At 70.8% G+C, this 23,379-nt stretch carries 20 protein-coding genes; 3 read left to right on the top strand and 17 right to left on the bottom strand.

All coding sequences use genetic code 11. The features are described 5' to 3' along the window. Positions 1-52: 52 nt before the first annotated feature. Positions 53-247 (top strand): hypothetical protein, encoded by a 195-nt coding sequence (locus ACIA8E_RS13345; protein ID WP_399297519.1) that lies wholly within the window; start codon positions 53-55, stop codon positions 245-247. Between the two features lie 360 nt (positions 248-607). Beyond that, the gene (locus tag ACIA8E_RS13340) at positions 608-2,989 is read left to right on the top strand and encodes a phosphoketolase (RefSeq protein WP_399297517.1); all 2,382 of its coding nucleotides are present in this window, start codon (positions 608-610) and stop codon (positions 2,987-2,989) included. Between the two features lie 167 nt (positions 2,990-3,156). Here the strand turns inward: ACIA8E_RS13340 and ACIA8E_RS13335 are convergent, their stop codons facing one another. Then, positions 3,157-3,522, bottom strand: a complete 366-nt coding sequence (locus tag ACIA8E_RS13335) for a MerR family transcriptional regulator (RefSeq protein ID WP_399297515.1) — start codon at positions 3,520-3,522, stop codon at positions 3,157-3,159. Between the two features lie 287 nt (positions 3,523-3,809). On the opposite strand from ACIA8E_RS13335, the gene ACIA8E_RS13330 reads away from it, so the two are divergent. After that, positions 3,810-4,787, top strand: coding sequence for an aldo/keto reductase (locus ACIA8E_RS13330; RefSeq protein ID WP_399297513.1), 978 nt, complete (start codon positions 3,810-3,812; stop codon positions 4,785-4,787). 267 nt (positions 4,788-5,054) lie between these two features. On the opposite strand, the gene ACIA8E_RS13325 is transcribed toward ACIA8E_RS13330, so the two are convergent. From ACIA8E_RS13325 to ACIA8E_RS13250, 16 genes are all read right to left on the bottom strand, one after another. Continuing rightward, positions 5,055-5,282, bottom strand: coding sequence for a DUF6480 family protein (locus tag ACIA8E_RS13325; RefSeq protein ID WP_399297511.1), 228 nt, complete (start codon positions 5,280-5,282; stop codon positions 5,055-5,057). A 143-nt stretch (positions 5,283-5,425) separates the two neighbouring features. After that, the gene (locus ACIA8E_RS13320; RefSeq protein WP_399297509.1) at positions 5,426-7,654 is read right to left on the bottom strand and encodes a molybdopterin cofactor-binding domain-containing protein; all 2,229 of its coding nucleotides are present in this window, start codon (positions 7,652-7,654) and stop codon (positions 5,426-5,428) included. Positions 7,655-7,663: 9 nt separating this feature from the next. Beyond that, entirely contained in the window at positions 7,664-8,647 is a 984-nt protein-coding gene (locus ACIA8E_RS13315) for an FAD binding domain-containing protein (RefSeq protein ID WP_399297507.1), read from the bottom strand. Next, positions 8,644-9,213, bottom strand: coding sequence for a 2Fe-2S iron-sulfur cluster-binding protein (locus ACIA8E_RS13310; protein WP_399297505.1), 570 nt, complete (start codon positions 9,211-9,213; stop codon positions 8,644-8,646). Before ACIA8E_RS13310 ends, ACIA8E_RS13315 begins: the two co-directional genes overlap by 4 nt. 297 nt (positions 9,214-9,510) lie before the next feature. Beyond that, on the bottom strand, positions 9,511-10,500 hold the full coding sequence (locus ACIA8E_RS13305; protein ID WP_399297503.1) for a sugar kinase: 990 nt from the start codon (positions 10,498-10,500) through the stop codon (positions 9,511-9,513). 10 nt (positions 10,501-10,510) lie between these two features. After that, the gene (locus ACIA8E_RS13300) at positions 10,511-11,410 is read right to left on the bottom strand and encodes an SMP-30/gluconolactonase/LRE family protein (protein WP_399297501.1); all 900 of its coding nucleotides are present in this window, start codon (positions 11,408-11,410) and stop codon (positions 10,511-10,513) included. Beyond that, the gene (locus ACIA8E_RS13295; protein ID WP_399297499.1) at positions 11,407-12,042 is read right to left on the bottom strand and encodes a bifunctional 4-hydroxy-2-oxoglutarate aldolase/2-dehydro-3-deoxy-phosphogluconate aldolase; all 636 of its coding nucleotides are present in this window, start codon (positions 12,040-12,042) and stop codon (positions 11,407-11,409) included. The genes ACIA8E_RS13300 and ACIA8E_RS13295 overlap by 4 nt, the downstream gene beginning before the upstream one ends. Before the next feature lie 25 nt (positions 12,043-12,067). Then, complete coding sequence (locus tag ACIA8E_RS13290) at positions 12,068-12,865, bottom strand: hypothetical protein (protein WP_399297497.1); 798 nt, start codon at positions 12,863-12,865, stop codon at positions 12,068-12,070. Beyond that, the gene (gene dgoD / locus ACIA8E_RS13285; protein ID WP_355762090.1) at positions 12,859-14,004 is read right to left on the bottom strand and encodes a galactonate dehydratase; all 1,146 of its coding nucleotides are present in this window, start codon (positions 14,002-14,004) and stop codon (positions 12,859-12,861) included. The genes ACIA8E_RS13290 and dgoD overlap by 7 nt, the downstream gene beginning before the upstream one ends. Continuing rightward, positions 14,001-14,762, bottom strand: a complete 762-nt coding sequence (locus ACIA8E_RS13280; RefSeq protein WP_399297495.1) for a FadR/GntR family transcriptional regulator — start codon at positions 14,760-14,762, stop codon at positions 14,001-14,003. Before ACIA8E_RS13280 ends, dgoD begins: the two co-directional genes overlap by 4 nt. 55 nt (positions 14,763-14,817) lie before the next feature. Then, on the bottom strand, positions 14,818-15,576 hold the full coding sequence (locus tag ACIA8E_RS13275) for an SDR family NAD(P)-dependent oxidoreductase (protein ID WP_399297493.1): 759 nt from the start codon (positions 15,574-15,576) through the stop codon (positions 14,818-14,820). Positions 15,577-15,634: 58 nt separating this feature from the next. After that, positions 15,635-17,746: an alpha-galactosidase gene (locus ACIA8E_RS13270; RefSeq protein WP_399297491.1), complete on the bottom strand. Its 2,112-nt coding sequence runs from the start codon at positions 17,744-17,746 to the stop codon at positions 15,635-15,637. After that, positions 17,743-18,654 (bottom strand): carbohydrate ABC transporter permease, encoded by a 912-nt coding sequence (locus ACIA8E_RS13265; RefSeq protein ID WP_399297489.1) that lies wholly within the window; start codon positions 18,652-18,654, stop codon positions 17,743-17,745. The genes ACIA8E_RS13270 and ACIA8E_RS13265 overlap by 4 nt, the downstream gene beginning before the upstream one ends. Continuing rightward, positions 18,654-19,550 (bottom strand): carbohydrate ABC transporter permease, encoded by an 897-nt coding sequence (locus tag ACIA8E_RS13260; RefSeq protein WP_399297487.1) that lies wholly within the window; start codon positions 19,548-19,550, stop codon positions 18,654-18,656. Before ACIA8E_RS13260 ends, ACIA8E_RS13265 begins: the two co-directional genes overlap by 1 nt. Before the next feature lie 2 nt (positions 19,551-19,552). After that, a complete protein-coding gene (locus tag ACIA8E_RS13255) occupies positions 19,553-20,845 on the bottom strand; it encodes an ABC transporter substrate-binding protein (protein WP_399297485.1) in 1,293 nt (430 codons plus the stop codon). A gap of 220 nt (positions 20,846-21,065) precedes the next feature. Beyond that, the gene (locus tag ACIA8E_RS13250; protein ID WP_399297483.1) at positions 21,066-23,177 is read right to left on the bottom strand and encodes a glycoside hydrolase family 27 protein; all 2,112 of its coding nucleotides are present in this window, start codon (positions 23,175-23,177) and stop codon (positions 21,066-21,068) included. Positions 23,178-23,379 lie beyond the last annotated feature (202 nt).

Raw genomic sequence — 23,379 nt, 5'->3', positions numbered from 1 at the left:
GAGGCGGCGGCCTGAGAACCCGTTCGCCCGTGCAGAAGACATCAGGAGTGCGGTGACCTTCCTCGCCGCTCTCGACCAGCTCGACCCGCAGCGGATCGGCACGCTCGGCATCGGCGCGTCGGGTGGCCACCGATCGGACCTTCCCGCCGCGACGGACGTCGTCGCCCGTTCGGTCCCGCCAGGGGTGCCGCCGGGCCGTGGAATGCGCACGCTGGACACGTCCCGGAAGCTTCGTCGGCACAGGTGACACCGGAGGTGAACCGGGCAGCGCTGACCGCACCGGGCCACTCGGCAGGTACCGGCGCTGATGTTCCCGCCCCTTCGGAACGTTCAACCGGATGCCCGCGGGCGGCCTCCGCCTCCGACGGCCGCAGGTCCGCGGGTTCCCGGGGTGTCGGCGCTCCAGGGGGCGCCGCCCAAGGCGCTCGTACCGTGCGAGAGGGAGCTGCCCAACGATGCCGGGGCACTCCTCCCCGCCATCGGGCTCCTGCTCCTCCGGGAGTCCGGCAAGGGCTCGGCGTTCACGGTCCGCGGGCTCACGCCTGTGAGCCGATGAATCGGGTACCGACGAGAGAACACCCCCTTCACCGCGCAGACGGAGGCACGAATGACCACCGCTCCGGACTCGGTCGGCACGATCACCGACCAGGAGGCAGCCGCTCTCGACGCCCACTGGCGCGCCGCCAACTACCTCTCGGCCGGGCAGATCTACCTCATGGCGAATCCGTTGCCGGCAGAGCCGCTGCGCACCGAGCACATCAAGCCACGGCTGCTCGGCCATTGGGGCACCTCTCCCGGGCTCAATCTCGTCTACACGCACCTCAACCGGATCATCAAGAACCGCGCCCAGAACGTGCTGTGCATCTGGGGCCCCGGGCACGGCGGCCCCGCGGTGCTGGCCAACTCCTGGCTGGAGGGCACCTACACGGAGACGTACCCGGACGTCACCCGGGACACGGAGGGGATGGAGCGGCTGTTCCGGCAGTTCTCCTTCCCCGGCGGCGTGCCCAGCCATGTCGCGCCGGAGACCCCCGGCTCCATCCACGAGGGCGGCGAACTGGGCTACTCGCTCGCCCACGCCTACGGAGCCGCGCTGGACAACCCGGCACTGCTGGTCGCCTGTGTGATCGGCGACGGCGAGGCGGAGACCGGCCCGCTGGCCGCCTCCTGGCACGGCAACAAGTTCCTCGACCCCGTCCACGACGGCGCGGTGCTGCCCATTCTGCATCTGAACGGCTACAAGATCGCCAACCCCACCGTGCTGGCCCGTATCCCCGAGGACGAACTCGAGCAGCTGATGCACGGACTGGGGCACGAGCCGCTCCACGTCAGCGGCGACGACCCCGCAGCCGTGCACCGCGCCATGGCCGCCGCGATGGACACCGCCGTGGACAGGATCTGCGCCATCCAACACGCCGCACGCCACGGCGGAGAGCGCCGTCGGGCACGCTGGCCGGTGATCGTGCTGCGTACGCCGAAGGGCTGGACCGGGCCCGTCGAGGTCGACGGGCTGCCGGTGGAGGGCACATGGCGCGCCCATCAGGTCCCGCTTCCCGCCGTCCGGGAGAACCCCGCTCACCTCGCGCAGCTGGAGGAATGGCTGCGTTCCTACCGTCCCGAAGACCTCTTCGACCCCACCGGGCGTCCCACCGAGCAGGTGTTGGCGTGCGTGCCGGAGGGTGAACGCCGCCTCGGGGCCACCCCGTACGCGAATGGTGGCCGGATGCTGCGCACCCTGCCTGTGCCGCCGCTCGAGCACTATGCGGTGCCCGTCGACAAGCCGGGGACGACCCGGCACGAGCCGACCCGCGTCCTGGGCGGGATGCTGGAGCGCATCATGGCGGATACCGCGCAGCGCCGGGACTTCCGTCTGTTCGGGCCCGACGAGACCGCGTCAAACCGGCTCCAGGCCGTCTACGGAGCCAGCGGCAAGGCCTGGCAGGAGCAGATGCTGCCCACCGACGAACACCTGGCCCGGGACGGCCGGGTGATGGAGATCCTGTCCGAACACACCTGCCAGGGCTGGCTGGAGGGCTACCTCCTCACCGGCCGTCACGGTCTCTTCTCGTGCTACGAGGCGTTCGTCCACATCGTCGACTCCATGGTCAACCAGCACGTCAAGTGGCTGCACACCTCTCGTCAGCTTCCCTGGCGCGCGCCGATCGCCTCGTTGAACTACCTGCTCACCTCGCACGTGTGGCGCCAGGACCACAACGGCTTCTCACACCAGGACCCCGGCTTCGTCGACCACATCCTCAACAAGAGCCCCGAAGTGGTGCGCGTCTATCTGCCCCCGGACGCGAACACCCTGCTGTCCATCGCCGACCACGTGCTGCGCAGCCGGGACTATGTCAACGTCGTGGTCGCCGGCAAGCAACCGTGCTTCGACTGGCTCAACATGGATCAGGCGCGTGCCCACTGTGCACGCGGCGTCGGCATCTGGGAGTGGGCCGGAACCGAGAACGGCGACCGTGAACCCGACGTCGTCCTGGCCTGTGCCGGTGATGTCCCCACCCAGGAGGTACTGGCCGCGGCCGACCTCCTCCGGCGTCACCTGCCGGACCTGATGTTCCGGGTGGTCAACGTCGTGGATCTGACCCGGCTGATGCCCGCGACGGAACACCCGCACGGTATGCCCGACGTCGAGTTCAACGCGGTCTTCACCACGTCCCGGCCGGTGATCTTCGCGTACCACGGCTACCCGTGGCTGATCCACCGGCTCGCCTACCGCCGGGCCGCCCACCCGCACCTGCATGTGCGGGGCTACAAGGAGTCCGGCACCACCACGACGCCGTTCGACATGGTGGTGCGCAACGACCTGGACCGCTACCGGCTGGTCATGGACGTCATCGACCGGGTTCCTCACCTCGGTGCCCGGGCCGCCGCCACCCGGGAGGCCATGGCGGACGCCCGCAATCGCCACCACGACTGGATCCGCGAACACGGCGACGACCTGCCCGAGGTCGCGCACTGGACCTGGTCGTCGTGACACTCCGACCGTCGCAGATTCTGACCGTATTCACGGCCGAACCCGGCATCGAAATCCGGGAAGGACTCGAGTTCCTCGCTCGCACCCTCGGTGATCGCCTCACCTGACGCGCGCCGTCGGGTATCAGAGCCGAGAGCTGCGTCGGCCGCAAGGGAGGCGGCCGGGTGTCACGGTTCCTGTACTCCGATGACGTTCCGGTACGCAGCGATCTTCCGGTCGATCGCGGCCAGGTGTTTCCGCGTCTGCTCCATGCGCGCGATCACCTCGCGGCGGTGCTGTTCGAGGACCTGCAGCCGTTCGGCGTCGGTTCCCTGCCGACGGGCCAGCGCAGCGTACCGCCGGATGTCCGCGATCGGCATGCCCGTCTCCCGCAGCATGACGAGCCCGGCCAGCCACGCCAGGTCGTTGACACCGTACCGGCGGCGCCCGGACGCCGAGCGCGGCGCGGGGTGGAGCGTCAGGCCTTCGCGCTCGTAGTAGCGCAAGGTGTCGATGCTCAGACCGCAGAGAGCTGCCGCCTCCCCGATGGGCAACCCCTGGGGCGGCACCTTGACAGATATATCGGGCAATATCACCTCGTCCACCCCACCACTATGCAACCTGGAGTGCACTCCAGGTCAAGCGACGTCGTAACCGGTGGCGCCGACCGCGCAGCATCACAGGGCGGCACGTCTTCCGTTTGACCTGGAGCGCACTCCAGGAGGCACGGTTGGCACGTGGCCGCGCCGCACCACCTGCTCCGGGCGAGAACCGGGATCCCAGGTCCCGTAACGGTGCGTGCCACCGGAAACCGTTGCAAGCACGAGAAGTGAGACGAACCGTGAAGACGATTGATCTGGGCAGTAACGGCCTGCGGGTACCGATGCAGGGCTTCGGCGCCATGGGCATGAGTGCGTTCTACGGAGCACGGGACGAGACCGAGGCGGTGGCCACTCTCAACCGGGCGGTGGATCTGGGAGTGACGCACATCGACACGGCCGAGGCGTACGGGCCGTTCGAGAACGAGAAGCTCATCGCCCGAGCCCTTGGCCACCGCCGCTCCGAGGTCACCATCGCGACAAAGTTCGCCATGGACTTCGACGCCGACGGCACACCGCTGGACGGGCGGGCCGAGCACGTCCGCCGAGCGGTGGAACGGTCGCTTCGCCATCTGGAGACGGACACCATCGATCTCTACTATCTCCACCGTGTCGATCCCGCCGTCCCGATCGAGGAGACCGTTGGCGCCATGGCCGAGCTGGTCACGGCCGGCAAGGTGCGTCACCTCGGGCTCTCCGAGGCCGCCGCCGCAACGATCCGGCGCGCGCACGCCGTCCACCCGATCACCGCCGTGCAGTCGGAGCTGTCCCTCTTCAGCCGGGATCTCCTGGAGAACGGGATCAAGACGGTGCTGGACGAGCTGGGAATCGGCCTGGTCGCCTTCTCTCCCCTCGGCCGCGGCTTCCTGTCCGGAGCCATCCGCAGCATCGACGACCTCGACCCCGACGACGCGCGCCGGGGCCTGCCCCGCTTCTCACCCGAGAGCATCGCCGCCAATCTCGCGCTCGTGGACCGGGTCGGTGCCATCGCCGCGGCGCAGGGGGCGACTCCGGGACAGATCGCCCTGGCCTGGGTTGCGGCGCAGGGCGCCGTCTCCATCCCCGGGACCAAGCGGCGGGCCTATCTGGAGGAGAACGTCGGAGCGGCCGACATCACCCTGACCACAGCGGAGCTGAGCGCCCTGGACGGCGCTGTGCCGACCGGGGCCGTCACCGGCGCGCGGGACACCGTCGAGGGGCTCGCGCTCACGAACCACTGACAGGCGCGGGGTGCGCGGCCGGGGCATGTATGGCCGAGTCGACCGGACAACCGCACCGGGCATCGAGCACCGGAGCGATGCCGGAGCTGGGACAGGACCACATCGGGATGTGGCCCGGGCGACGTCGAGCCCCGACACGGCACCGGGCTCACCGCGCCCGCGAGTACGGCTCGGGACGCAGCCGATGGACGGGACCCAAGTAACCCAACGGCTCGGACGAGTTGGCGCCGGCCTGGTGTCCCGCCGGTATCCGCTCGTGCAGTACGGTCAGCGCGCCAAGATGATGATGGCGTACACCAAGAAGAACGCGGCGCACAGCACGACAACGATCCCGATGGCAAACAGGGGTCCTTTGGTCCAGCCCCGGGTCACGTCACCTCGTGGTCCCGTTTCCGGCCCTGTACTGCTCTCGGCAGGTGGAGTCTCCCCCGGCGGAACCGTCCGCTCGTGCTGGGCGCGGCGGCCGTCGTGCGGATCAGGATTCGGATCACTCATTCCTTCAGAGTGCCCCCTGCCGGACAGGCCGGCGCGCCGGGACACCCGATCGTGGACGAGCCTTGATCCGGTCGGGCCGGCGACCGTCCCGGTTTCGCCGGCTCACGCCCACTGGCCGGCGAACCGGCACCGTCGTCACGGATTCAGGCATCCATCAGTGGTAGACCCGGCAGCACCTTCTCGATGGTGATGGGGAAGTCGCGCACGCGCAGGCCGGTGGCGTTGAACACCGCGTTCGCGAGCGACGCACCGGCCCCGCAGATGCCCAGCTCACCGACGCCCTTCGCGCCCAGGACGTTGGCCTTGTCGTCGTACCCGTCAAGGATGACCGCGTCGACGCCGGGGACGTCGGCGTGGACCGGCACCAGGTATTGCGCGAAGTCCCGGTTGACGAAGGCGCCGGATCGCAGGTCGACCACGGCCTCTTCTTCGAGGGCCGCGCCGGCTCCCCAGATCATGCCGCCGATCAGCTGCGAACGAGCCGTCTTCGCATTGAGCACGCGGCCCACCGAGAACACGCCGAGCATCCGCCGCAGACGGATCTCGGCGGTGTCCGCGTCGACCCCCACTTCAGCGAAATGGGCCCCGTAGGTGTTGATCGAGTAGTCCGTGTAGTGCGGATCATCGCCCATGAAGCGGGTACCGCCCTCCGCCTCGACACCTTCCGGACGGTTGCGTGCGACGATCTCGCTCAGCGCCTCGGACGCGCCGCCGATAGCCACGTTGCCATCGGAGAACACGGCGTCTGCCGGGTCCAGGCCGTGCAGCGGGGAACGCGTGTCGCCGCGCAGCGCGGCCAGGAGCTGCTTGCGCAGGTCCATACACGCGCCATGCACCGCATTGCTCGAGCTGGCGGCGCCCCACGAGCCGCCGGACCCCCAGCTGGTGGGAAAATCGGAACGCCCGAGCTCGATCCGCACCCGATCGGGTGGCAGTCCGAGCCCCTCGGCCGCGACCTGGGTCAGGACGGTGTACGTGCCCGTGCCGAGGTCGGTCATGTCCGTCTGGACGACGGCGGTGCCGTCAGCCTCCAACCGCACCCGCACCGCTGTCGGCCCTTGGAAGTGCCCGCGGATGGCGGCCGACATGCCGTAGCCGACCAACCACCGCCCGTCGCGCACACTCGCCGGGGTTGCGGGGCGGTGTTCCCAGCCGAACCGGCGCGCGCCTTCACGCAGGCAGTCGACCAGGTGCCGGTCGCTGTACGGCACGTCTCGCTCGGGATCGACGCTGGGCTCGTTGCGGATCCGTAGCTCGACGGGGTCCATCCCGAGCGCGTGGGCCAGCTCGTCCATCGCCGACTCGACCGCCAGCATGCCCGGCGCTTCGCCCGGCGCGCGGACGTCCGTCCCGGGCGGCAGATCGAGCGGCGCCAGCCGGTGGCTGGTCAACCGGTGGGGCGCGGCGTAGAGGCTGCGGGTCGTGGCGGCGGTCTGCTCGGCGTACTCCACGTCGGGGTTGGTGTGCATGGTGACGTCATGGGCGATCGCGGTCAGCTGTCCGTCCTGCTCCGCGCCCAGTCGAACCCGCTGTCTGGATGTGGGGCGGTTGCCGACGAGCTGGAAGATCTGCTGCCTGGTCATCGCGACCTTGACCGGTTGGCGCAACTCGCGAGCGGCGAGCGCGGCCAGGATCGTCTCGGAATGGATGCCCAGCTTGGAGCCGAATCCCCCGCCGACGAAGGGGGTGACGACGTGGACCCGCTCCGGGTCGATCCGAAGCGTGGCGGCGACCGAGGCCCGCGCCGCGTCGACGATCTGGCAACTGACGTAGACGGTCAGGTCCTCGTCGCGCGGTTCCACGAGACACGCGTGCGGTTCCATCGGCATCGAGAGCTCGTACGGCGTCGTGTACTGCTGGTCGACCTTGACCGCCGCGCTGTCGAACCCGGCATCGAAATCGCCGACCGCAGTGTCGGTGGGGAGACCGGCGTTGACCACCTTCGGGATGTACACCTCGTCTTCCTGCTCGGCGAAGTTGAAACGTCCCCGCCCGCCGGTGTACTCGACTTCGAGCAGATCGGCCGCCGCTCGGGCCTGCTCGAGGGTCGTGGCGACGACGAGTGCCACCGGCTCGCCGTAATAGTGGATGTCGGGGCCCGTCAGCACCGGCTGGGCGCGCCAGTATTCGAACGGAATGGACTCGTCACGGACACCCTGCGCGGGGGCATTGTGATGGGTCATCACCATCTTTACGCCGGGTGCGCGTTCGGCACTCTCGGTGTCGATCCGGGTGATGCGGCCTTTGCCGATCGTCGCGCCGACGATGAACCCGTAGAGAGGTTGGCCGGCCCCCCACTGCTCGTAGGCGTAGGTGGCCCGGCCGGTGACCTTCAACGGGCCGTCGACGCGGTTCAGAGCTTGCCCGATCATCTCGTCTCCTCAGCTCGCCTGAGCCGCTTGCGCCAGCGTGCGGCACAGCGTGCGCTTGGCCAGCTCGATCTTGAAGTCGTTGTGCCCCTGCCCCACGGCGTCGCGCATCGCGGCCTCGGCAGCGGCGCGATAGGTGGCCATCGTGGCGGGACGGCCGGTCAAGGCCGCCTCCGCCTCGATGGACCGCCAGGGCTTGTGCGCCACACCGCCGAAAGCCACCCGTGCCTCACTGATCGTTCCCCGATCGGTCGAGACGACAGCCGCCACGGAGATCAGCGCGAACTCGTACGACGCCCGGTCTCGCACCTTGCGGTAGACCTGCCGGCCCGACGGGGGCGGGGGAAGGAGCACGCCCGTGATCATCTCGCGAGGACGCAGCACGGTTTCGATGTGCGGCGTGTCGCCCGGCAGCCGGTAGAAGTCTGCGAGGGCGACGCGGCGTACCGACCTGTCGGCGTCGAGCAGCTCGATCTCCGCCTCCAGCGCGGTCATCGCGACGGCCATGTCCGAGGGGTGGGTGGCGATGCAGGAGTCGCTGACGCCGAGGATCGCGTGAATCCGGTTGAACCCGCCGATCGCCGAGCATCCGGAACCGGGATCCCGCTTGTTGCAGCCCGCAGCCGTGTCGTAGAAGTAGGGGCAGCGAGTGCGCTGCAACAGATTTCCCCCGGTGGACGCCTTGTTGCGCAGCTGGCCGGAGGCGCCGGCCACCAGTGCCTCCGACAGCACCGGGTAGCGGGTACGCACTCGGGCATCGGCGGCCACATCGGAATTCGCCGCCTGGGCCCCGATGCGCAGTCCGCCGTCCGGGAGCTCCTCGATGTCCCGCAACGGAAGCCGGCTGATGTCCACCAGATGGCTGGGCTTCTCGATGTCGAGCTTCATCAGGTCGAGCAGATTGGTGCCGCCGCTGATGAACTTCGCGCCGGTTCTGGACACCGCAGCGACGGCGGCCTGTGCGTCCGTCGCCCGCTCGTACGTGAACGACCTCATTCCGGGCCTCCCCCCGCGATGTCGCGGATGGCTGCGACGATGTTCGGATAGGCGGCGCACCGACAGATGTTGCCGCTCATCCGCTCGCGGATCTCCTCATCGCTCAACGCGATCCGCGGCGAGGCCACGTCAGCGGTGGCGTGGCTGGGCCAGCCCGCCTCCACCTCGGCGAGCATGCCCACAGCCGAACAGATCTGGCCGGGGGTGCAGTAGCCACATTGGAAGCCGTCACGCTCGACGAAGGCGCGTTGCATGGGGTGCAGGCCATCGGGATCGCCCAGACCTTCGATCGTCACGATCTGGTCGTCCTCATGCATCACTGCGAGCGTCAAACAGGAGTTGACGCGCCGACCGTTGATCAGCACCGTGCACGCGCCGCACTGCCCGTGATCGCACCCCTTCTTGGTCCCGCTCAGCCGCAGATGCTCGCGCAGCGCGTCGAGCAGCGAGGTCCGTGGATCCACCTCGAGCCGCCGCGGCTGATCGTTGACGTTCAACTCGATCGCCGAGAGTTGCGCCACTTCGCCCTGGCTCCGCCCCGCGGCGCCCGTATCCGAATCGCTCACCACAGCTCGCCTTCCTCGCTGGGTGCGGGTGTCACCCTGGATATGCGTCGCCTCTGTGGGGCGCGCTCCCCCTCAAGGTCTCGCAAAAACCGTCACACCGCTCGTCAGGAGACGGACAGCCGCGCCCGCCTCACTCGGCCGGGCGCTTTTACCCGGCGGCCCGGCGCACATCCAGCGCAGGAACCCGGCGGGCCGGCGCCGGGTGGCGAAGATGCTCTCGAACCAGCCGGGTGGCAACGCGCCGTGGAGACCGACCACGCTCGATGAGATGGGGCTTCCGGATCCGGGATCTGCTTCTCAGTGGAGCGGAGGGTCGATGGTGGCGGCGCGCCACGTCTCCTCGTCGGCGTCGAGCAGCGTGGCGATGACGGCGGGGTCCGGCAGGGGGCCGTGATCGGCGGAGACCCGGAGGGCGGAGGCCGCGGTCAGATGGCCCAGGCGCAGGGAGCGCTCCACGGGCAGCTGTCGCAGCAGGCCGCTGAGGAATCCGGCGGCGAATGCGTCGCCGGCGCCGACCGGCTCGACCACGCGGACGGTCAGGGCGGACACGCTGTGGGAGTCCGGGCCGACGAAGGCCGTGGCCGCGCGGGCCCCGTCCTTGACGACGAGGACGCGGGGGCCGGGAAGGAGGTCACGGACCGCGCGGGGGTCGGTGAGCGCTTCTCCCCACAGGTCCTGGGCCTCGTCGAGGCCGACGAGCACGATGTCGGCCCGGTCCGCGAGGGGCCGCAGGATGTCGGCGGCGGACCGGCCGGTCCAGAGGGCGGGCCGGTGGTTGACGTCGAAGCTGACGCTGTAGGAGCGGTCGGGGCGCAGTGCCCGCTCGACGAGGGCGTGGCAGCCGGAGGACAGGGCGGGGGTGATTCCGCTGAGGTGGAGGAGCGCGGTGTCCGCCATGGTGGGGTCGTCGAGGAGTTCGGGGGTGAGGGCCGAGGCGGCGGATCCGCGGCGGTGGTAGTGGACGCGCGTGCTGTTCCTGCCGGGGTCCTTCAGGAGCAGTCCGGTGGGCCGGTCCGGGTCGGTGCGGACGCCGCTGATGTCGACGCCGCCCGCGGCGACCCGCTCGCGGACACGCCTGCCGAAGGGGTCGTCGCCGAGCGCGGACACCCATCGGACGGGGATGCCGTGGTCGGCGAGGTACAGAGCGACGTTCGACTCGGCGCCCGCGATGTCGACCCGGAGAAGGTCCGCGGCATCGAGCGGGCCGAGGGGTTCGGGAGCAAGGGCGGCCATGGTCTCGCCGACGCAGACCACGGGGCCGGCACGCAGCGGCCAGGGGGTGCTCATGGTAGGTCTCCTAGCGTGTGTCGGCGAAGATCGCGGTGTCCGCGGTGCCCACCGGGCGGTACGGCGAGGCAGGCGCCCCGGGTATGTCCACACGCGAAGCGAAGACGGCGCCGTCGAGTGGACCCGGATCGGGCAGGCCGATGCGGGCGCTGGTGACGAAGAGGGTGCGGCCGTCGGGGCCGCCGAGGCAGAGTCCGGCGGGCTGGACGGCGGCCAGTTCCACGATCCGGTCGAGGGTGCCGTCGGGGTGGTAGCGATGGACCTGTCCGGTGCCCCAGACGGCGGTCCACAGCCCGCCCTCGGCGTCGGCCGTCATACCGTCGGGGCTGCCCGAACCGAGAGTGACGAAGAGGCCGGGCTGGCCCAGGTCGCCGGTGTCGGGGTCGACGGGGTAGCGCCGGATGATGCCGCGGGCGCTGTCGGCGAGATACATGACGGTGCCGTCGGCGGTGAACGCCGGGCCGTTCGGGACCGTGATGTCCCGCAGCACGCGGGTGACGCGGCCGTCGCGGTCCACGCGGTAGAGCGAGCCCGCGTCCTCGGTCGCCCCGTAGGCCATGCTGCCGGCCCAGAAGCGGCCGTGCGGGTCGGCTACGCCGTCGTTCATCCGCATCGGCACCGGGGCATCTTCCTCGGGGCGTGCGATCCAGTCGACGCGTCCGGCGTCGTCGATACGGCAGATGCCGGTACCCGCCGCCGCGATCCACCGGCCGGGGCGTCCTTCGACCGGGGCCACCGCGCCCAGCGGACAGGGCAGTCGGGCGATCAGTCCAAGCGGTGCGGCGGGGTCGTCGGAGGCGGACAGCAACCGCCCGGAGAGGATGTCGGTCAGGACCGCGCGGCCGTCCGTCCACCGGATGCCCTCACCGAGTTCGAGGCGGTCGATCCCGTGGACCGTGGGCGTGGTCACGGGCGGGACTCCGGGCTGACGACGTCCAGGAACTCCCGTGCGCGCTCGCGAAGGCCGGCGAGGCTGCCTCCGTCGGCCGCGTCCGCGATCAGGGGCGAGCCGACGCCGACGGCCGTGGCTCCGCTGCGCAGATAGTCGGCGGCGGCCGGGGCGTCCACGCCTCCGACGGGCACGAAGGGCAGGTCGGGGAAGGGGCCGCGCAGGTCCCGCAGATATCCGGGGCCTCCGGCGCTTCCGGCAGGGAAGAGCTTGAGTGCGTCGGCACCGAGGCGCAGCGCCTGGAGGATGTCGGTCGGTGTCATCACACCCGCGAGGACGGGCAGTCCGAGCTCCTTGCCGGTGGCGATGCCGTCGCTGACCGCCGGGGTGACGAGGAACGCGGCTCCGGCCCGGTGGGCGGCCCGCGCGTCGTCGGCGGTGAGGACGGTGCCCGCGCCGAGGGTGGCGTCCGGGCCGAGCGCGGCGCGGGCCCGGGCGATGACGTCGAGGGCGTCGCGCCCGCTGAGGGACACCTCGACGAGCGTGACGCCCTCCTCCACGAGAGTGAGGACGGTCTTGAGTGCGGCGTCCGGGTCGCTGCCGCGGACGATGGCGAGCAGCCGGTGCGCGCGCAGCGCGGTGAGCAGGTCCATCGGACGTTCCTTTCTGTGCTGGGGTTCAGGAGCGGCGGTTCGCGGTGATCGTGAGCCGCCAGGTGACCTCGCCGGAAGCGGGCACGACGGCCGTGTCGCCGTCGTGCGCCGCCGTGCGGTCGAAGACGCGGCCGAGCAGCGGCTCGACGCCGACCGAGCGGTACGGCGCACCTTGGGGGAAGCCACCGAGGTTGCGCCACAGGGCGATGGAGACCGGCTGACCGGGGGCCTCGACGGACAGGTGGAGTGTGTCCTGGCCGTCGTGTACGGATACGTGCGGGGCAAGGACGACGGCGCCGACGGCGGTCCCGTCGTCCGGTCCGAGCCGGTCCAGCGGGATGCCGCTGACGCGTGGCCAGGTGCCGGTGACCCAGCGCGCGCCCTTGTCCGGATACAACCGGGTCACCGCGGGGCCCTCGACGCCGATCCGGGCGGCCCGGGACAGGTCCAGCAGGGCGTGCGCGGCCCAGACGAAGCGGTAGCCCGGTTCGGCGGTGAGCGTGTAGTCGGCGACGGCCGCCCCCGCGTCCGTACCGAGGCGGCGGGTCAGTCGGAACTCCGGGCACTCGACGACGTCGCGGTGCCCGTCCCGCCGCCACGGCCGCGACCAGGCGTCCCCGTGGTCGGGGAGCCCGCGCACCGTGGGCACGCACTCCTCCAGCCCTCCGGCGTCGGCGAACACATCACCGGGCACGACCCGGGAGCGGCGCGGCTCGTCGCGGTGCCAGAGCCATTCGCGGCCGCCGGCCGTCAGCGAGGTCCAGCGTCCGCCGTGCCCGGGGTCGGTGGCGACGGACACCGGGAGCCGGGTGCTGTTCACCATTCGGCGAAGGAGCCGTCGGCGTGTCGCCACACGGGGTTGCGCCAGGCATGGCCCGCGCGGTCGGCCGCGCGGACGGCGTCCTCGTCGACGGTGATGCCGAGGCCGGGCAGTTCCGTGCGGTGCGCCTGGCCGTCGACGAAGCGGAAGGGCTCGGTGTCGACCACGTACGACAGCAGGTCCGCGTCCTTGTTGTAGTGGATGCCGCGGCTCTGCTCCTGGATCAGGAAGTTGGGCGTGGCGAAGGCGACCTGGAGGCTGGCGGCCAGCGCGATGGGCCCGAGCGGGCAGTGCGGTGCCAGGTGGGCCCCGAAGGTCTCGGCGAGCGAGGCGATCCGGGTGACCTCGGATATCCCGCCGGCGTGCGACAGGTCCGGCTGGGCCACGGCGATGCCCGCGGTCAGTGCCGGGAGGAATTCGGCGCGTCCGTAGAGTCTTTCACCGGTGGCGAGCGGGACGGACGACGCGGCGACCAGCCCTGCGAGCAGGTGTGCCTGGTCGGGCAGCACGGGTTCCTCGACGAACAGCGGGTGCAGCGGCTCGATCTCGTGCAGGACACGGCGCGCGTTGGCGGCGCTGAACCGGCCGTGGAAGTCGACGGCGACGTCCCGGTGCGGGCCGAGTGCCTCGCGGGCCGCCGCCACCCGCTCGACGACGGCGGCCGTCTCGGCGGGGCTGGTGAGTGGCGGGGTACGCCCGGCGGCGTTCATCTTGACAGCGGTGAAGCCTGCCTCGACCTGGGCGGTGATCTCCTCCTTGAGCCGAGCGGGTTCGTCGCCGCCCACCCAGGCGTACACCCGGACCGTGTCGCGGACGGGCCCGCCGAGCAGGGTGTGCACCGGCACGCCCAGGGTGCGGCCGGCGATGTCCCACAGGGCCTGGTCGAGGCCGGCCACGGCGCTGGAGAGCACGGGCCCGCCCCGGTAGAAACCGCCCTTGCTCAGCACCTGCCAGTGGTCCTGGATGCGCAGCGGATCCTGGCCGACGAGGTGTTCGGCCAGGACCTCGACAGCGGCTCGCACCACCTCGGCCCGGCCCTCGACCACCGGTTCGCCCCAGCCGACCACACCCTCGTCGGTCTCGATCCGGCAGAACAGCCAGCGGGGCGGGATGAGGAAGGTCTCGACACGCACTATCTTCACTTTGCCTGGCCGTCCTTCGCTTCGGCGGAGCCGTCCGCGCTCTCGGCCCCGTGCGGGCCGCTGACCTTGTCCAGGTCCCGCATCGCCTGGTCGAGCAGGGCGCGCATGGCGTGCTCGGCGGCGTCCGGATCCCGGTCCCGTACGGCGTCGAGGACGGCCCGGTGACTGGGCACGGGGTCCTCGCTGTGCGGGGCGCTGTGCACGATCTGGTCGCGCTGGGCCAGGCCCGACTCGATGACCATCTCCATGCGTTCCAGCAGTTCGTTGTGGGTGGCCGCCAGCAGCGCCCGGTGGAAGGCGAGGTCGGACTCGACGGCGTGGCTCGCGCTGCCCTCCTCGCCCATGGCGGTCAGCGCCGCCTCCAGCGCTTCGAGGTCGGCGTCGGTACGGCGGGTCGCGGCCAGCCGGACGGCGGCCGGTTCGATGATGCCGCGAACCTCTCCGAGGTTGCGCAGCAGCGCGAGGTCGGCGCCGGTGCCGTTGCTCTCGGAGAACTGCCACCGCAGGACATCGGCGTCGAGCAGGTTCCAGTTGGCGCGCGGCCGCACGAAGGTGCCGCGCTTCTGGCGGGCGTCGACCATGCCCTTGGCCGCGAGGACCTTCAGCGACTCGCGCAGGGCGGTCAGGCTGACGTCCAGTTCGCTCTGCAGGGCCGCCATGTCGAGCGTCGCTCCCTCGGGGATCTCGCCGCTGAGCACCCGGCGGGCGAGGGTCTCCACGGTCTGGCCGTGCACTCCGCGGCGCGCGTATGGCGTCATGTGTTTGCCTTTCTTGCTGGTCGGTCGGGGCTGGGGTGGCGGGCGGCCGGGCCCGTCAGGCGGACGCTTTGACGACGCTCCAGCCCCCGTCCACGAGCAGGCTCGATCCGGTGATGTACGAGGCTTCGTCGGCGACGAGGAAAGCCACGGCTGCGGCGACCTCCTCGGGGGTGCCGAAGCGGCGGGCCGCGGTCTCCTCGACGCTCAGCTCACGCTCGTGCTGCGGCACCCTGTCCCACGCGGCGGTGAGGATGGGCCCCGGCAGCACGGCGTTGACCCGTACCTGCGGGCCGTACTCGACCGCGAGCTGTCCGCACAGCGAGAGCAGTGCGCCCTTGCTCGCCGCGTACGCCGGGTGGCCGGGGATGCCGCGGTGGGCGTGCACGGAGGAGGTGAGCACCACAGCCCCCCGGTGGTCGAGCAGATCGGGCAGCGCCGCCTTGAAGCCGAGGAAGGCCCCGGTGAGGTTGACCGACAACTGCCGTTCCCAGGAGGCGAGTGTGGTCTCGTGCGCGGGCAGCACCTGCACCGTATAGGCGTTGCTGACCAGGACGTTGACGGGGCCGAAGGTGTGGGCGGCGTCCATCACCCGCTGCCAGTCGGCCTCCCGCGCGACATCGGTGGCGACGAAGACGGCCTGCGCGCCGTCCTTGCGGAGCCGCGCCGTCGTGTCCTCTCCGCGTTCGGCGTCGATGTCGGCGAGGACGACGGCCGCGCCCTCGGCGGCGAGGCGTGCCGCGGTGGCCGCCCCGATGCCCGAGGCGGCGCCGGTGACTACGGCAACACGGTTGGTGAAGCGGGCCGCTGGGTTCATGGGGCGGTTCGTCTCCTGTCCGAGGGTGGTGGTGGGAGTGCAGATTCTGTCGCTGTCGTCACTGCCGGGCCAGGACGACCAGCTCCGCGTCGTGCCCGGCGGTCCAGGCGAACGGCAGTCCCGAGTGGAGCAGATGGGCACCGCTGTAGCGGGTGCCGGAGTCCTGGTCCGTGTAGAGCGCGTCCGGCGAAAGGCCGCGCAGCCGCAGCCGGGCGGCCCTGCCGGGCACCAGGGGCGCGCCGTCCAGGACCCCGGTGCTCCAGGCCGTCACCACCAGGCGTCCGCCGCCGGGTTCCTCGTACTGGATGCCGCAGGTGGGGTCGGCCGGGCTGCCCAGCAGGTGGACCTCGCCGTGGTGGACGACATCGCGGACGTCCTTGTAGCGGGCGATCCACTCGGCCGCCTCGGCACACTGCTCCGGAGTCCACTCGCGGATGTCGGCACCGATACCCAGCACGCCGGCCATGGAGTTGACGAACCGGAAGGCGAGCGTGCGGGGCCGGGGGTCGAAGACGCCGCGGGCGTCGGTGACCCAGGAGCTCATGGTGTGCGGGGCGTGGGCGTGGAGGTAGCCGTACTGGATACGGAGCCGGTCCAGCGGCGCGGTGTTGTCGCTGGGCCACACGACGTCGGTGCGGGCGATGGTGGCATGCTCGACTCGGGCGCCGCCGCCCGCGCAGCCTTCCACGGTGACGTGGGGGTGCGCGGTGCGCAGGTGATCCAGGACTCGCAGGTAGCCGGCGACATGGGCGGCATCCAGATCCAGGTGCTCCGGCTCGGTGCCCGCCGGACCGCCGGGGCGGCCGCGCTCGGTGGGCGGCCTGTTCATGTCCCACTTCAGGTAACTGATGGCGTGGGCACCCAGCAGCCGGTCGAAGGTGCCGATGACGAAGTCCTGGACGTCCGCGCGACCGAGATCGAGCAGCAGCTGGTTGCGTACGAGCGTGACGGGGCGGCCGTCGAGACGGTAGACCCACTCGGGGTGCTCGGCGTACAGCTTGGATCGGGGGCTGATGCCCTCGGGTTCGACCCACAGCCCGAAGTCCATGCCGAGCGCGCGGACCTCGTCGACGAACCGGTCGAAGCCGCCGGGGAACCCGGCCGGGTCCGGCTCCCAGTCGCCGAGGCCACCCGTGTCGTCGTGGCGTCCGGTGAACCAGCCGTCGTCGACGACGAACAGCTCGGCGCCGAGGCCCGCGGCAGCCTTGGCGAGTTCCAGCTGCGCTGCGGCGTCGACGTCGAAGCCGGTCGCCTCCCAGGAGTTGTAGAGCACCTTGCGGGGCCGGCTCATGCGGTCGCCGGTGAGCCGCCGCTCGTAGCGGTGCCACACACGGGCCAGCCCGTCGAGGCCGTCCGCGCTGAAGGCGCAGGCCAGCCGGGGCGCGGTGAGTGTGGCGCCAGGAGCGAGGCGGACGGCGCCCTCGTGCGGCACCCGGCCGGCGCGGACCCGTACCGAACCGCCGGGTTCGGCGTCGGCGCTGATCCGCCAGTTCCCGGACCACTCCAGGGCGATGCCGTAGGTGGGGGTGGTGCCCTCGGCCGGGGCGGCCGCGTCCTGGACCGCGAGCCAGGGGGCGTACGCGTGGCCGGCGGAGCCCTGGGTGCTCTCCATCTCGAAGCGGCCGCGCTCCAGTTCCAGCTGCTTCAGCTGGAACTCCTGCGACCACTGACCGGCCAGGTAGGTCAGCCTGGCACCGCCTTCGGCGGGCACGTTGACGGCGGCGGAGTCGAAGCGCTCGAGCCGCAGCTCCCGCTCGCCGGTGCAGGTCAGCTCCGTCCAGCGCAGGATGACGTCGGTGCCCGGGACGGTCTCGTAGCACAGCGTCGTGTGCAGACCGAGGACCTCGTCGGTGAAGCCCAGACGCAGCGCGCGGTCGCCGTCCGCAGTGGCGCCGGTGAACTGCCACCAGCTGCCGCGGTCGCCGCCCGATTGCCCGGCGATCAGGTCCGCTCCGGTGAACGGCCGCAGCCCGTACGGGATGTACTCGGCGGGTGCCGCGTCGGCGGGGGTGATGAAGTGGGTCCGCTGCGACCGGTCCATCGGCGACGGACCCTGTTCCGCGCCGTGCGGCCCCCAGGCGGCGAGTTCGGCCCAGCGGCCGTCCCCGCCGAGAGTGACGGCATAGGTGGTCGTGTCGGTGCGCAGCAACCACTGCTCGTGCCCGGTCACTTGACGGCCCCCAGGTTGAGTCCGGCCACGAAGTGGCGCTGGAAGCGGAGGAAGACGGCCACGGTCGGGGCGGCGGCGATCACCGATCCGGCGGCGATGACGTTCCACATGGACACGTACTGGCCCTGCAGCCCGATGAGGGACGCGGTGATGGGCATCTGGGTGTCCGTACGGAGCACGGTGATGGCCCACAGCAGGTCGTTGAAGATCCAGGTGAACGACAGGGCGCTCAGCGCGGCGAGCGCCGGGCGGGCCAGCGGCAGGATGATCCGCCAGTAGATCTGCCAGGGGCTCGCGCCGTCGATCACCGCGGCCTGCTGGATCTCTCCCGGGATCGACCGCATGAAGCCGTGCAGGACGAAGACGTAGAAGCCGACGCCGAAGCCGACCTGCACCCCGATCAGCGCGTACAGCTGGTCGTAGATGCCGAGCACCTCGCTGAGTTTGGAGACGGGGATCAGCAGGATCTGCGGGGGCAGCAGGTTGCCGCCGAGCATCAGGAGCAGCAGGACGCGGCGCAGCGGCAGGTCGTAGCGGCTGAGTGCGAACGCCGCCGTGGAGGCGAGACCCAGGGAGAGCAGCACGGTGGGGATGGAGACCAGCATGCTGTTGATGAGGGCCTGCTGCTGACCTCCGTCCACCCACGCCTGACGGAAGCCGTCGAAGGTGAAGGAGTGCGGCCAACTGCCCACCCCGTGCGCGGCGATGTCGTCGAAGGTGCGGGTGCTGGTGACCAGGACGAGGACGATCGGCAGCAGCCACAGAGCGGACAGCAGGCCCGCGGACACGTGGAAACCGGTGGTGCGCCAGGCGCGGCCGCGGACGACGGGCCGGCGGGTCGCCGGCGTCGGCACGGGGGACGGCTCCGATCGGTCCTTGACGGTTTCGGAGACGTGGGTCGCGGTCATCAGTCGGCCTCCCGGAAGGCGCGCACGAGGTAGCTGGCGATGACACCGAAGGCCAGCACGAAGATGACGACGGCGAGCGCGGAGCCGTAGCCCAGCCGCAGGGACTGGAACGCGGTGGAGTACATGTAGGTGCTCAGCAGTTCGGAGGAGTGGTACGGGCCGCCACGGGTGAGCGCCCACACGACGTCGAACGAGCGCAGCGAGTCGATGACGATGGCCGACAGGACGACCGCGTTGACGCTCTTGAGCTGCGGCAGCGTGATGTGCCGGAACTGCTGGAGGCGGTTCGCGCCGTCGACCTTGGCCGCCTCGTACAGTGCGGGGTCGATGCCCTTGAGGCCGGCGAGGTAGAGCACCATGACGTAACCGACCTGGCGCCACAGCGCGGGCACGATCACCGCGTAGAAGGCGGTGTCCTGGTCGGCGAGCCAGGCGTGCCGCCAGTTCCCGAGGCCGACGGCCGACAGCACATTGTTGATCAGGCCGTCCGGCTGGTACATGGCCTGCCACACCAACGCGGTGGCGACCAGTGAGAAGACCACCGGCAGGAACAGCGCCGCCCGGTAGAACCCGACGCCGCGCCGCTCCTGCTGGAGCAGCAGCGCGGCACCGAGTCCGAGGGCGGCGGACAGCCCGCCGAAGAGAACCAACCACAGCACCGTGTTCCAGGCGGCCGTGCGGAAGACCGAATCGTGCACCATCTCACTGAAGTTGCCGAGTCCGACGAAGGTCGGCGCCGACAAGCCGTCCCACGAGGTCAGCGAGAGGTAGAAACCCTGCATGGCGGGCCAGAAGACCCAGAAGGCCTCGGCGAGCAGCGGCAGGAGGACGAAGGCCAGGACCACCGGGGGCACCCGCGTGGCCCTGGACCGTCGTGCGGAGCCGATCAGCGCCATGGTCACTGGCTCCAGATCTTCTGGGCGCCGCGCTGCCAGGTGGTGAGGATCGAGCCGATCTGCTTGGGCTTGGCCAGGTAGTGGACCAGCGCCGTGTCGGCGGTCGGCTGGAGGGCGTCGCTGGAGTCGCGGTTGAAGAACTGGGTGAGGTCGGCGGCGCCCTCGATGAGCTTGCGGCCCTTGAGCACCAGGGGCGTGCCGCTGTCCTTGGCGTCGGGGTGGGTCGGCAGCGTGGTGCCCGAGGAACTCTTGAGGTACATCTCCTGGGACTCGGCGGTGGCCAGGTAGCGCAGGAGTTCCTTGACGCCGTCGGTGCGCTTGGTGCGGGCACTGGCGAAGTAGCCGTCGGTGGGAGCCTCCTCGGCCACCGGGATCTTCGGGTCGATGATGGGGAACTGGAAGAAGTCCAGGTCGCCGAGGGCGTCCTTGGGTGCGGCGTCGGCGAAGAAGGTGCCGATCAGCATCATGCCCGTACGGCCCTGGAGCAGCGCGGTGGTGGCGTCCTGGAAGGGGATCGCCGTGCCGTTGGGGTCGAAGAAGGGGCGGGCCTCGTCCCAGCGGTCGAAGACCTTACGGACCTCGGGGTCGTCGAAGCGGTGCTTGCCCGCGAGAAGTTCGCGGTGGTACGTCGCGCCGTTGACGCGGATGTTGAGGTAGTCGAACCAGGCGGAGGCCACCCACGGGGTGTCGCCGCCGGCGCCGAGGCCGATCGGGGCGACGCCCTTGCTCTTGAGCTTGTCGCACAGGTCGAGGAACTCGTCCCAGGTCTTCGGCTCCTGCACGCCCCACTTGGCGAAGTTGGACTTCCGGTAGAACATGCCCCACCAGTAGTAGCTGGTGGGTACGAAGACCTTCTTGCCGCTGGAGGCGGAGGTGGACAGCTTCTTCAGCGCGTCGGAGTAGCCGGCGAGCTCCGGCTTCTCCCAGATGTCGCTGATGTCGAGGAGCAGATCCTTCTTGGCATACGACTCGGCGACCGACCCGGGGTACCAGGTGTAGACGTCCGGCGGGGTGGCCGAGGTGAGGTAGGTCGGCAGCTGGGTGCGGAAGGTCTCCGAGGCGACGGTGTTGAGCTGCGCCTTGGCGTCCCCGCGCTTGTCGAATGCGGCGGTGATCGCCTTCATGGCCGTCTTGGCCTGCGGGGAGGAGAGGTTGGACTGCAGAGTCACCGGGCCGCCGGACTTTCCTCCGGTGGCGGACGGACTCTGGGTGACGCAGCCGCTGAGGAGCGTGCCGGCGCCGACGGCGCCTGCCCCTACGATGAATTTGCGGCGGGTGGCGTTGAAGGCGGTCATCTGTGCACTCCCTATGTGCCCACGGAACGGAGTTGAGGCCCCCTGACGGCCCGGCTCTGGGTGCGGCAGACACAGCCTGTCGCAGAGGTCAGAGCGCCGTCAAGATTAATTACTAATTTATTCTTCGGAGGGTGTGCCTCCGGACCATGTACGGCCCGGAGGCACACCAGGTGGAGCAGGGTGGAGCTGATGGAACGGGACGGAGCAGGTGAGGCGGAGCTCAGAGCTCGCTCTGGTGGACGCGGCCGTCCACCCCGCGGAATGCGGCCAGTACGCCGCCGTCCGGCCCGGCGGCGGCACCGAGCGCGCCGTCGAAGACACCGCTCACGAAGTCGTTCTGCGGGGTCCAGCCGGCCCAGCCGTCCGCCGCGGTCCAACTGCGCTGCCACAGCGTGTAGTCACCGGCCCGCGCGTACAGGTGCACCGTGCCGCCGGAGGCGACCAGTGTCGGACTGCCGCTGGTCGTGCCGCCCAGCACGGTCCACGACGACCAGGTCCCCGAAGTGTCGCGGGTCCGCCACCACACCGCGTCGTCAGCGGTACGTACGGCCACGTGGAGCCGCCCGGCGTCATCGATGACGGCCGACGGCCGCCCGGAGAACGGACGGTCCTGCGGCGCCCCCAGCGATGTCCAGCCGGAAGCGGGGCCGCGCGACCGCATGCTGCCGTCCGCGCCGCGCGCGAACAGCGTCCAGTCGTCCGGGGCGGCGAAGGCCGCGGTCGGCGCGTCCGTCAGCGTCCCGCCCAGGCTCTGCCAGCGCCCCCAGCGTCCGTCGGCGTACACCCGCCGGTAGGCGGTGTCGTCCGTGCCGCGGACGAAGACGTCGATCCGGCCACCGGACGAGGCGTAGGCGGCAGGCTGGCCGAGGATGCGGCCGTGCGTCGGCCCGCCCAGATCGGTGGTCGCGGCCCTCGACCGGTCGCCGCCGCGCGCGGTCTGCGCGCGCAGGGCGCCGTCCGTGCCGCGGGTGAAGACCATCAGCCGGTCGCCGTCGCGCACCAGCGCCGGGCTCGCCGACGACCGCCCGGGCAGTTGTGTGCCGGGGGCGTCGTCCGTACCCGTCAGCTTGAGGAAGGCGGTGCCGTGCGCGGGCACCGACACCGTGTACGAGCCGGTGTGCGTACCCCGGGCCGCACGGGCCCGCAGGTCGCGCACCGCGACCGGGCCGTTCAGACCGGCGTCGGAGAACCGCACGGTACGCTCCTGCGCCTGGTCGGAGCGGTTGAGCAGGACGACCGCGCGCTTCCCGGCGCCCTTCAGCACCTTGCTGTACACGTCGCCGACGGAGTCGGTCGCCACGCGCACGCCTTGGATGCCGAGCGGATCCTGGTCCACGGCGATGATCTCGGGGTTGCGCAGGGTGTCGATCATGGACTGCGGCAGGGCGCGCGGGTCGCTGCCCAGCACCAGCGGTGAGGCCATCTCGGCCCACATCACGAACTGCGTGGTGGACTCCTCCTCCGACAGCTCATAGCCCCCCTCGGCGAGCTTGCGCATGGGGATGAGGTAATCGGGGTCGTTGTAGTGGCCCGGCCCCTGAGCCTCGGGGTGCCAGGCGTTGGCGTCCATGTTGCGCAGAATGTTGGGCCACTCCCCCGCCGTCGGGGCGCCCCAGGCGATGTCGGTGCCGGTGCGCCAGGAATCGGCGGTCGTCGGCCCGTAGACGAAGGCGTTGTGCGCGTCCTGCTCGGGGGTGTGCGGCAGACCCCAGTCGTCGGTGAGCGGGTTGCACAGGTTGAGCAGCATCCGCCGCCCGGACTTGGCCACGGCGTCGCTGAACTCCTTGAAAGCCGGTCCGGGATCGAGCCTTTCGCCGATCCCGCACAGGAAGTCCACCTTGATCGCGTCGACCTTCCACCCGGCGAACTGACGGGCGTCCTGCTCGTAGTGACCGCGGCTGCCCAGCCCACAGCTCTTGCCGCCGTCGTAGGTGCCTGCGTCGGTGTAGATCCCGGCCTTCAGGCCCCGCTGGTGAAGGTAGGCCACCAGCGCCGGAATCCCCGAGGGGAAACGCGTGGGGTTGGCCACGAGCCGGCCGGTCGCCGCGTCGCGCGGGGCGTCCGCCTGCCAGCCGCCGTCCAGCCAGACGATGTTGTAGCCGCTGTCGCGCAGCCCGCTGCCGACCAGGTGGTCGGCGACCTTTCTGACCTGGTCCTCCGTCGGGGCGCCGAGCCCGTAGTACGTGTTCCATCCCATGTACGGCGTGGGGGCGAGGCCGCTGTCGTAGTACTGCGGCGCACCCTGGTCGTCCGCGGCCTGCGCCGCGGGAACTGCTGTCCCGATCAGCACCACGGCGCCGAGCACGACCACGGTACGCCGCACTCGCGCCATCCCTGCACGATGCGAAGTCACTGAAATCTCCCGAGAGTTGGGGTCCATGAGGCAACCCCGCCCGGCGATCGCGCAGGGCGTCGGGTGCCACGGCGGAAACTGTGGTCGGGCCCCCGAAACCTGTCAACATTAATTGCTAATTAACTTAAAAACGGACTCCCGGGGAGCGTTTTGCCCACCGGCCACGCCCCATGGGCCGACC

The organism is Streptomyces sp. NPDC051664 (assembly GCF_044453545.1).
GTDB lineage: Bacteria > Actinomycetota > Actinomycetes > Streptomycetales > Streptomycetaceae > Streptomyces.
This window is presented reverse-complemented; position numbering and strand designations above follow the sequence as displayed.

What these genes read in the sequence shown, in the direction of transcription:
- ACIA8E_RS13295 (WP_399297499.1), bottom strand. Translation starts at nt 12,042, where the DNA reads ATGGACCTGCTCACCGCGCTGCGCGCGCACCGGCTGCTCGCCATCGTC.
- ACIA8E_RS13250 (WP_399297483.1), bottom strand. Translation starts at nt 23,177, where the DNA reads ATGGCGCGAGTGCGGCGTACCGTGGTCGTGCTCGGCGCCGTGGTGCTG.
- ACIA8E_RS13340 (WP_399297517.1), top strand. Translation starts at nt 608, where the DNA reads ATGACCACCGCTCCGGACTCGGTCGGCACGATCACCGACCAGGAGGCA.
- ACIA8E_RS13305 (WP_399297503.1), bottom strand. Translation starts at nt 10,500, where the DNA reads ATGAGCACCCCCTGGCCGCTGCGTGCCGGCCCCGTGGTCTGCGTCGGC.
- ACIA8E_RS13320 (WP_399297509.1), bottom strand. Translation starts at nt 7,654, where the DNA reads ATGATCGGGCAAGCTCTGAACCGCGTCGACGGCCCGTTGAAGGTCACC.
- ACIA8E_RS13275 (WP_399297493.1), bottom strand. Translation starts at nt 15,576, where the DNA reads ATGAACCCAGCGGCCCGCTTCACCAACCGTGTTGCCGTAGTCACCGGC.
- ACIA8E_RS13290 (WP_399297497.1), bottom strand. Translation starts at nt 12,865, where the DNA reads ATGGTGAACAGCACCCGGCTCCCGGTGTCCGTCGCCACCGACCCCGGG.
- ACIA8E_RS13280 (WP_399297495.1), bottom strand. Translation starts at nt 14,762, where the DNA reads ATGACGCCATACGCGCGCCGCGGAGTGCACGGCCAGACCGTGGAGACC.
- ACIA8E_RS13260 (WP_399297487.1), bottom strand. Translation starts at nt 19,550, where the DNA reads ATGGCGCTGATCGGCTCCGCACGACGGTCCAGGGCCACGCGGGTGCCC.
- ACIA8E_RS13315 (WP_399297507.1), bottom strand. Translation starts at nt 8,647, where the DNA reads ATGAGGTCGTTCACGTACGAGCGGGCGACGGACGCACAGGCCGCCGTC.
- ACIA8E_RS13265 (WP_399297489.1), bottom strand. Translation starts at nt 18,654, where the DNA reads ATGACCGCGACCCACGTCTCCGAAACCGTCAAGGACCGATCGGAGCCG.
- ACIA8E_RS13325 (WP_399297511.1), bottom strand. Translation starts at nt 5,282, where the DNA reads ATGAGTGATCCGAATCCTGATCCGCACGACGGCCGCCGCGCCCAGCAC.
- ACIA8E_RS13255 (WP_399297485.1), bottom strand. Translation starts at nt 20,845, where the DNA reads ATGACCGCCTTCAACGCCACCCGCCGCAAATTCATCGTAGGGGCAGGC.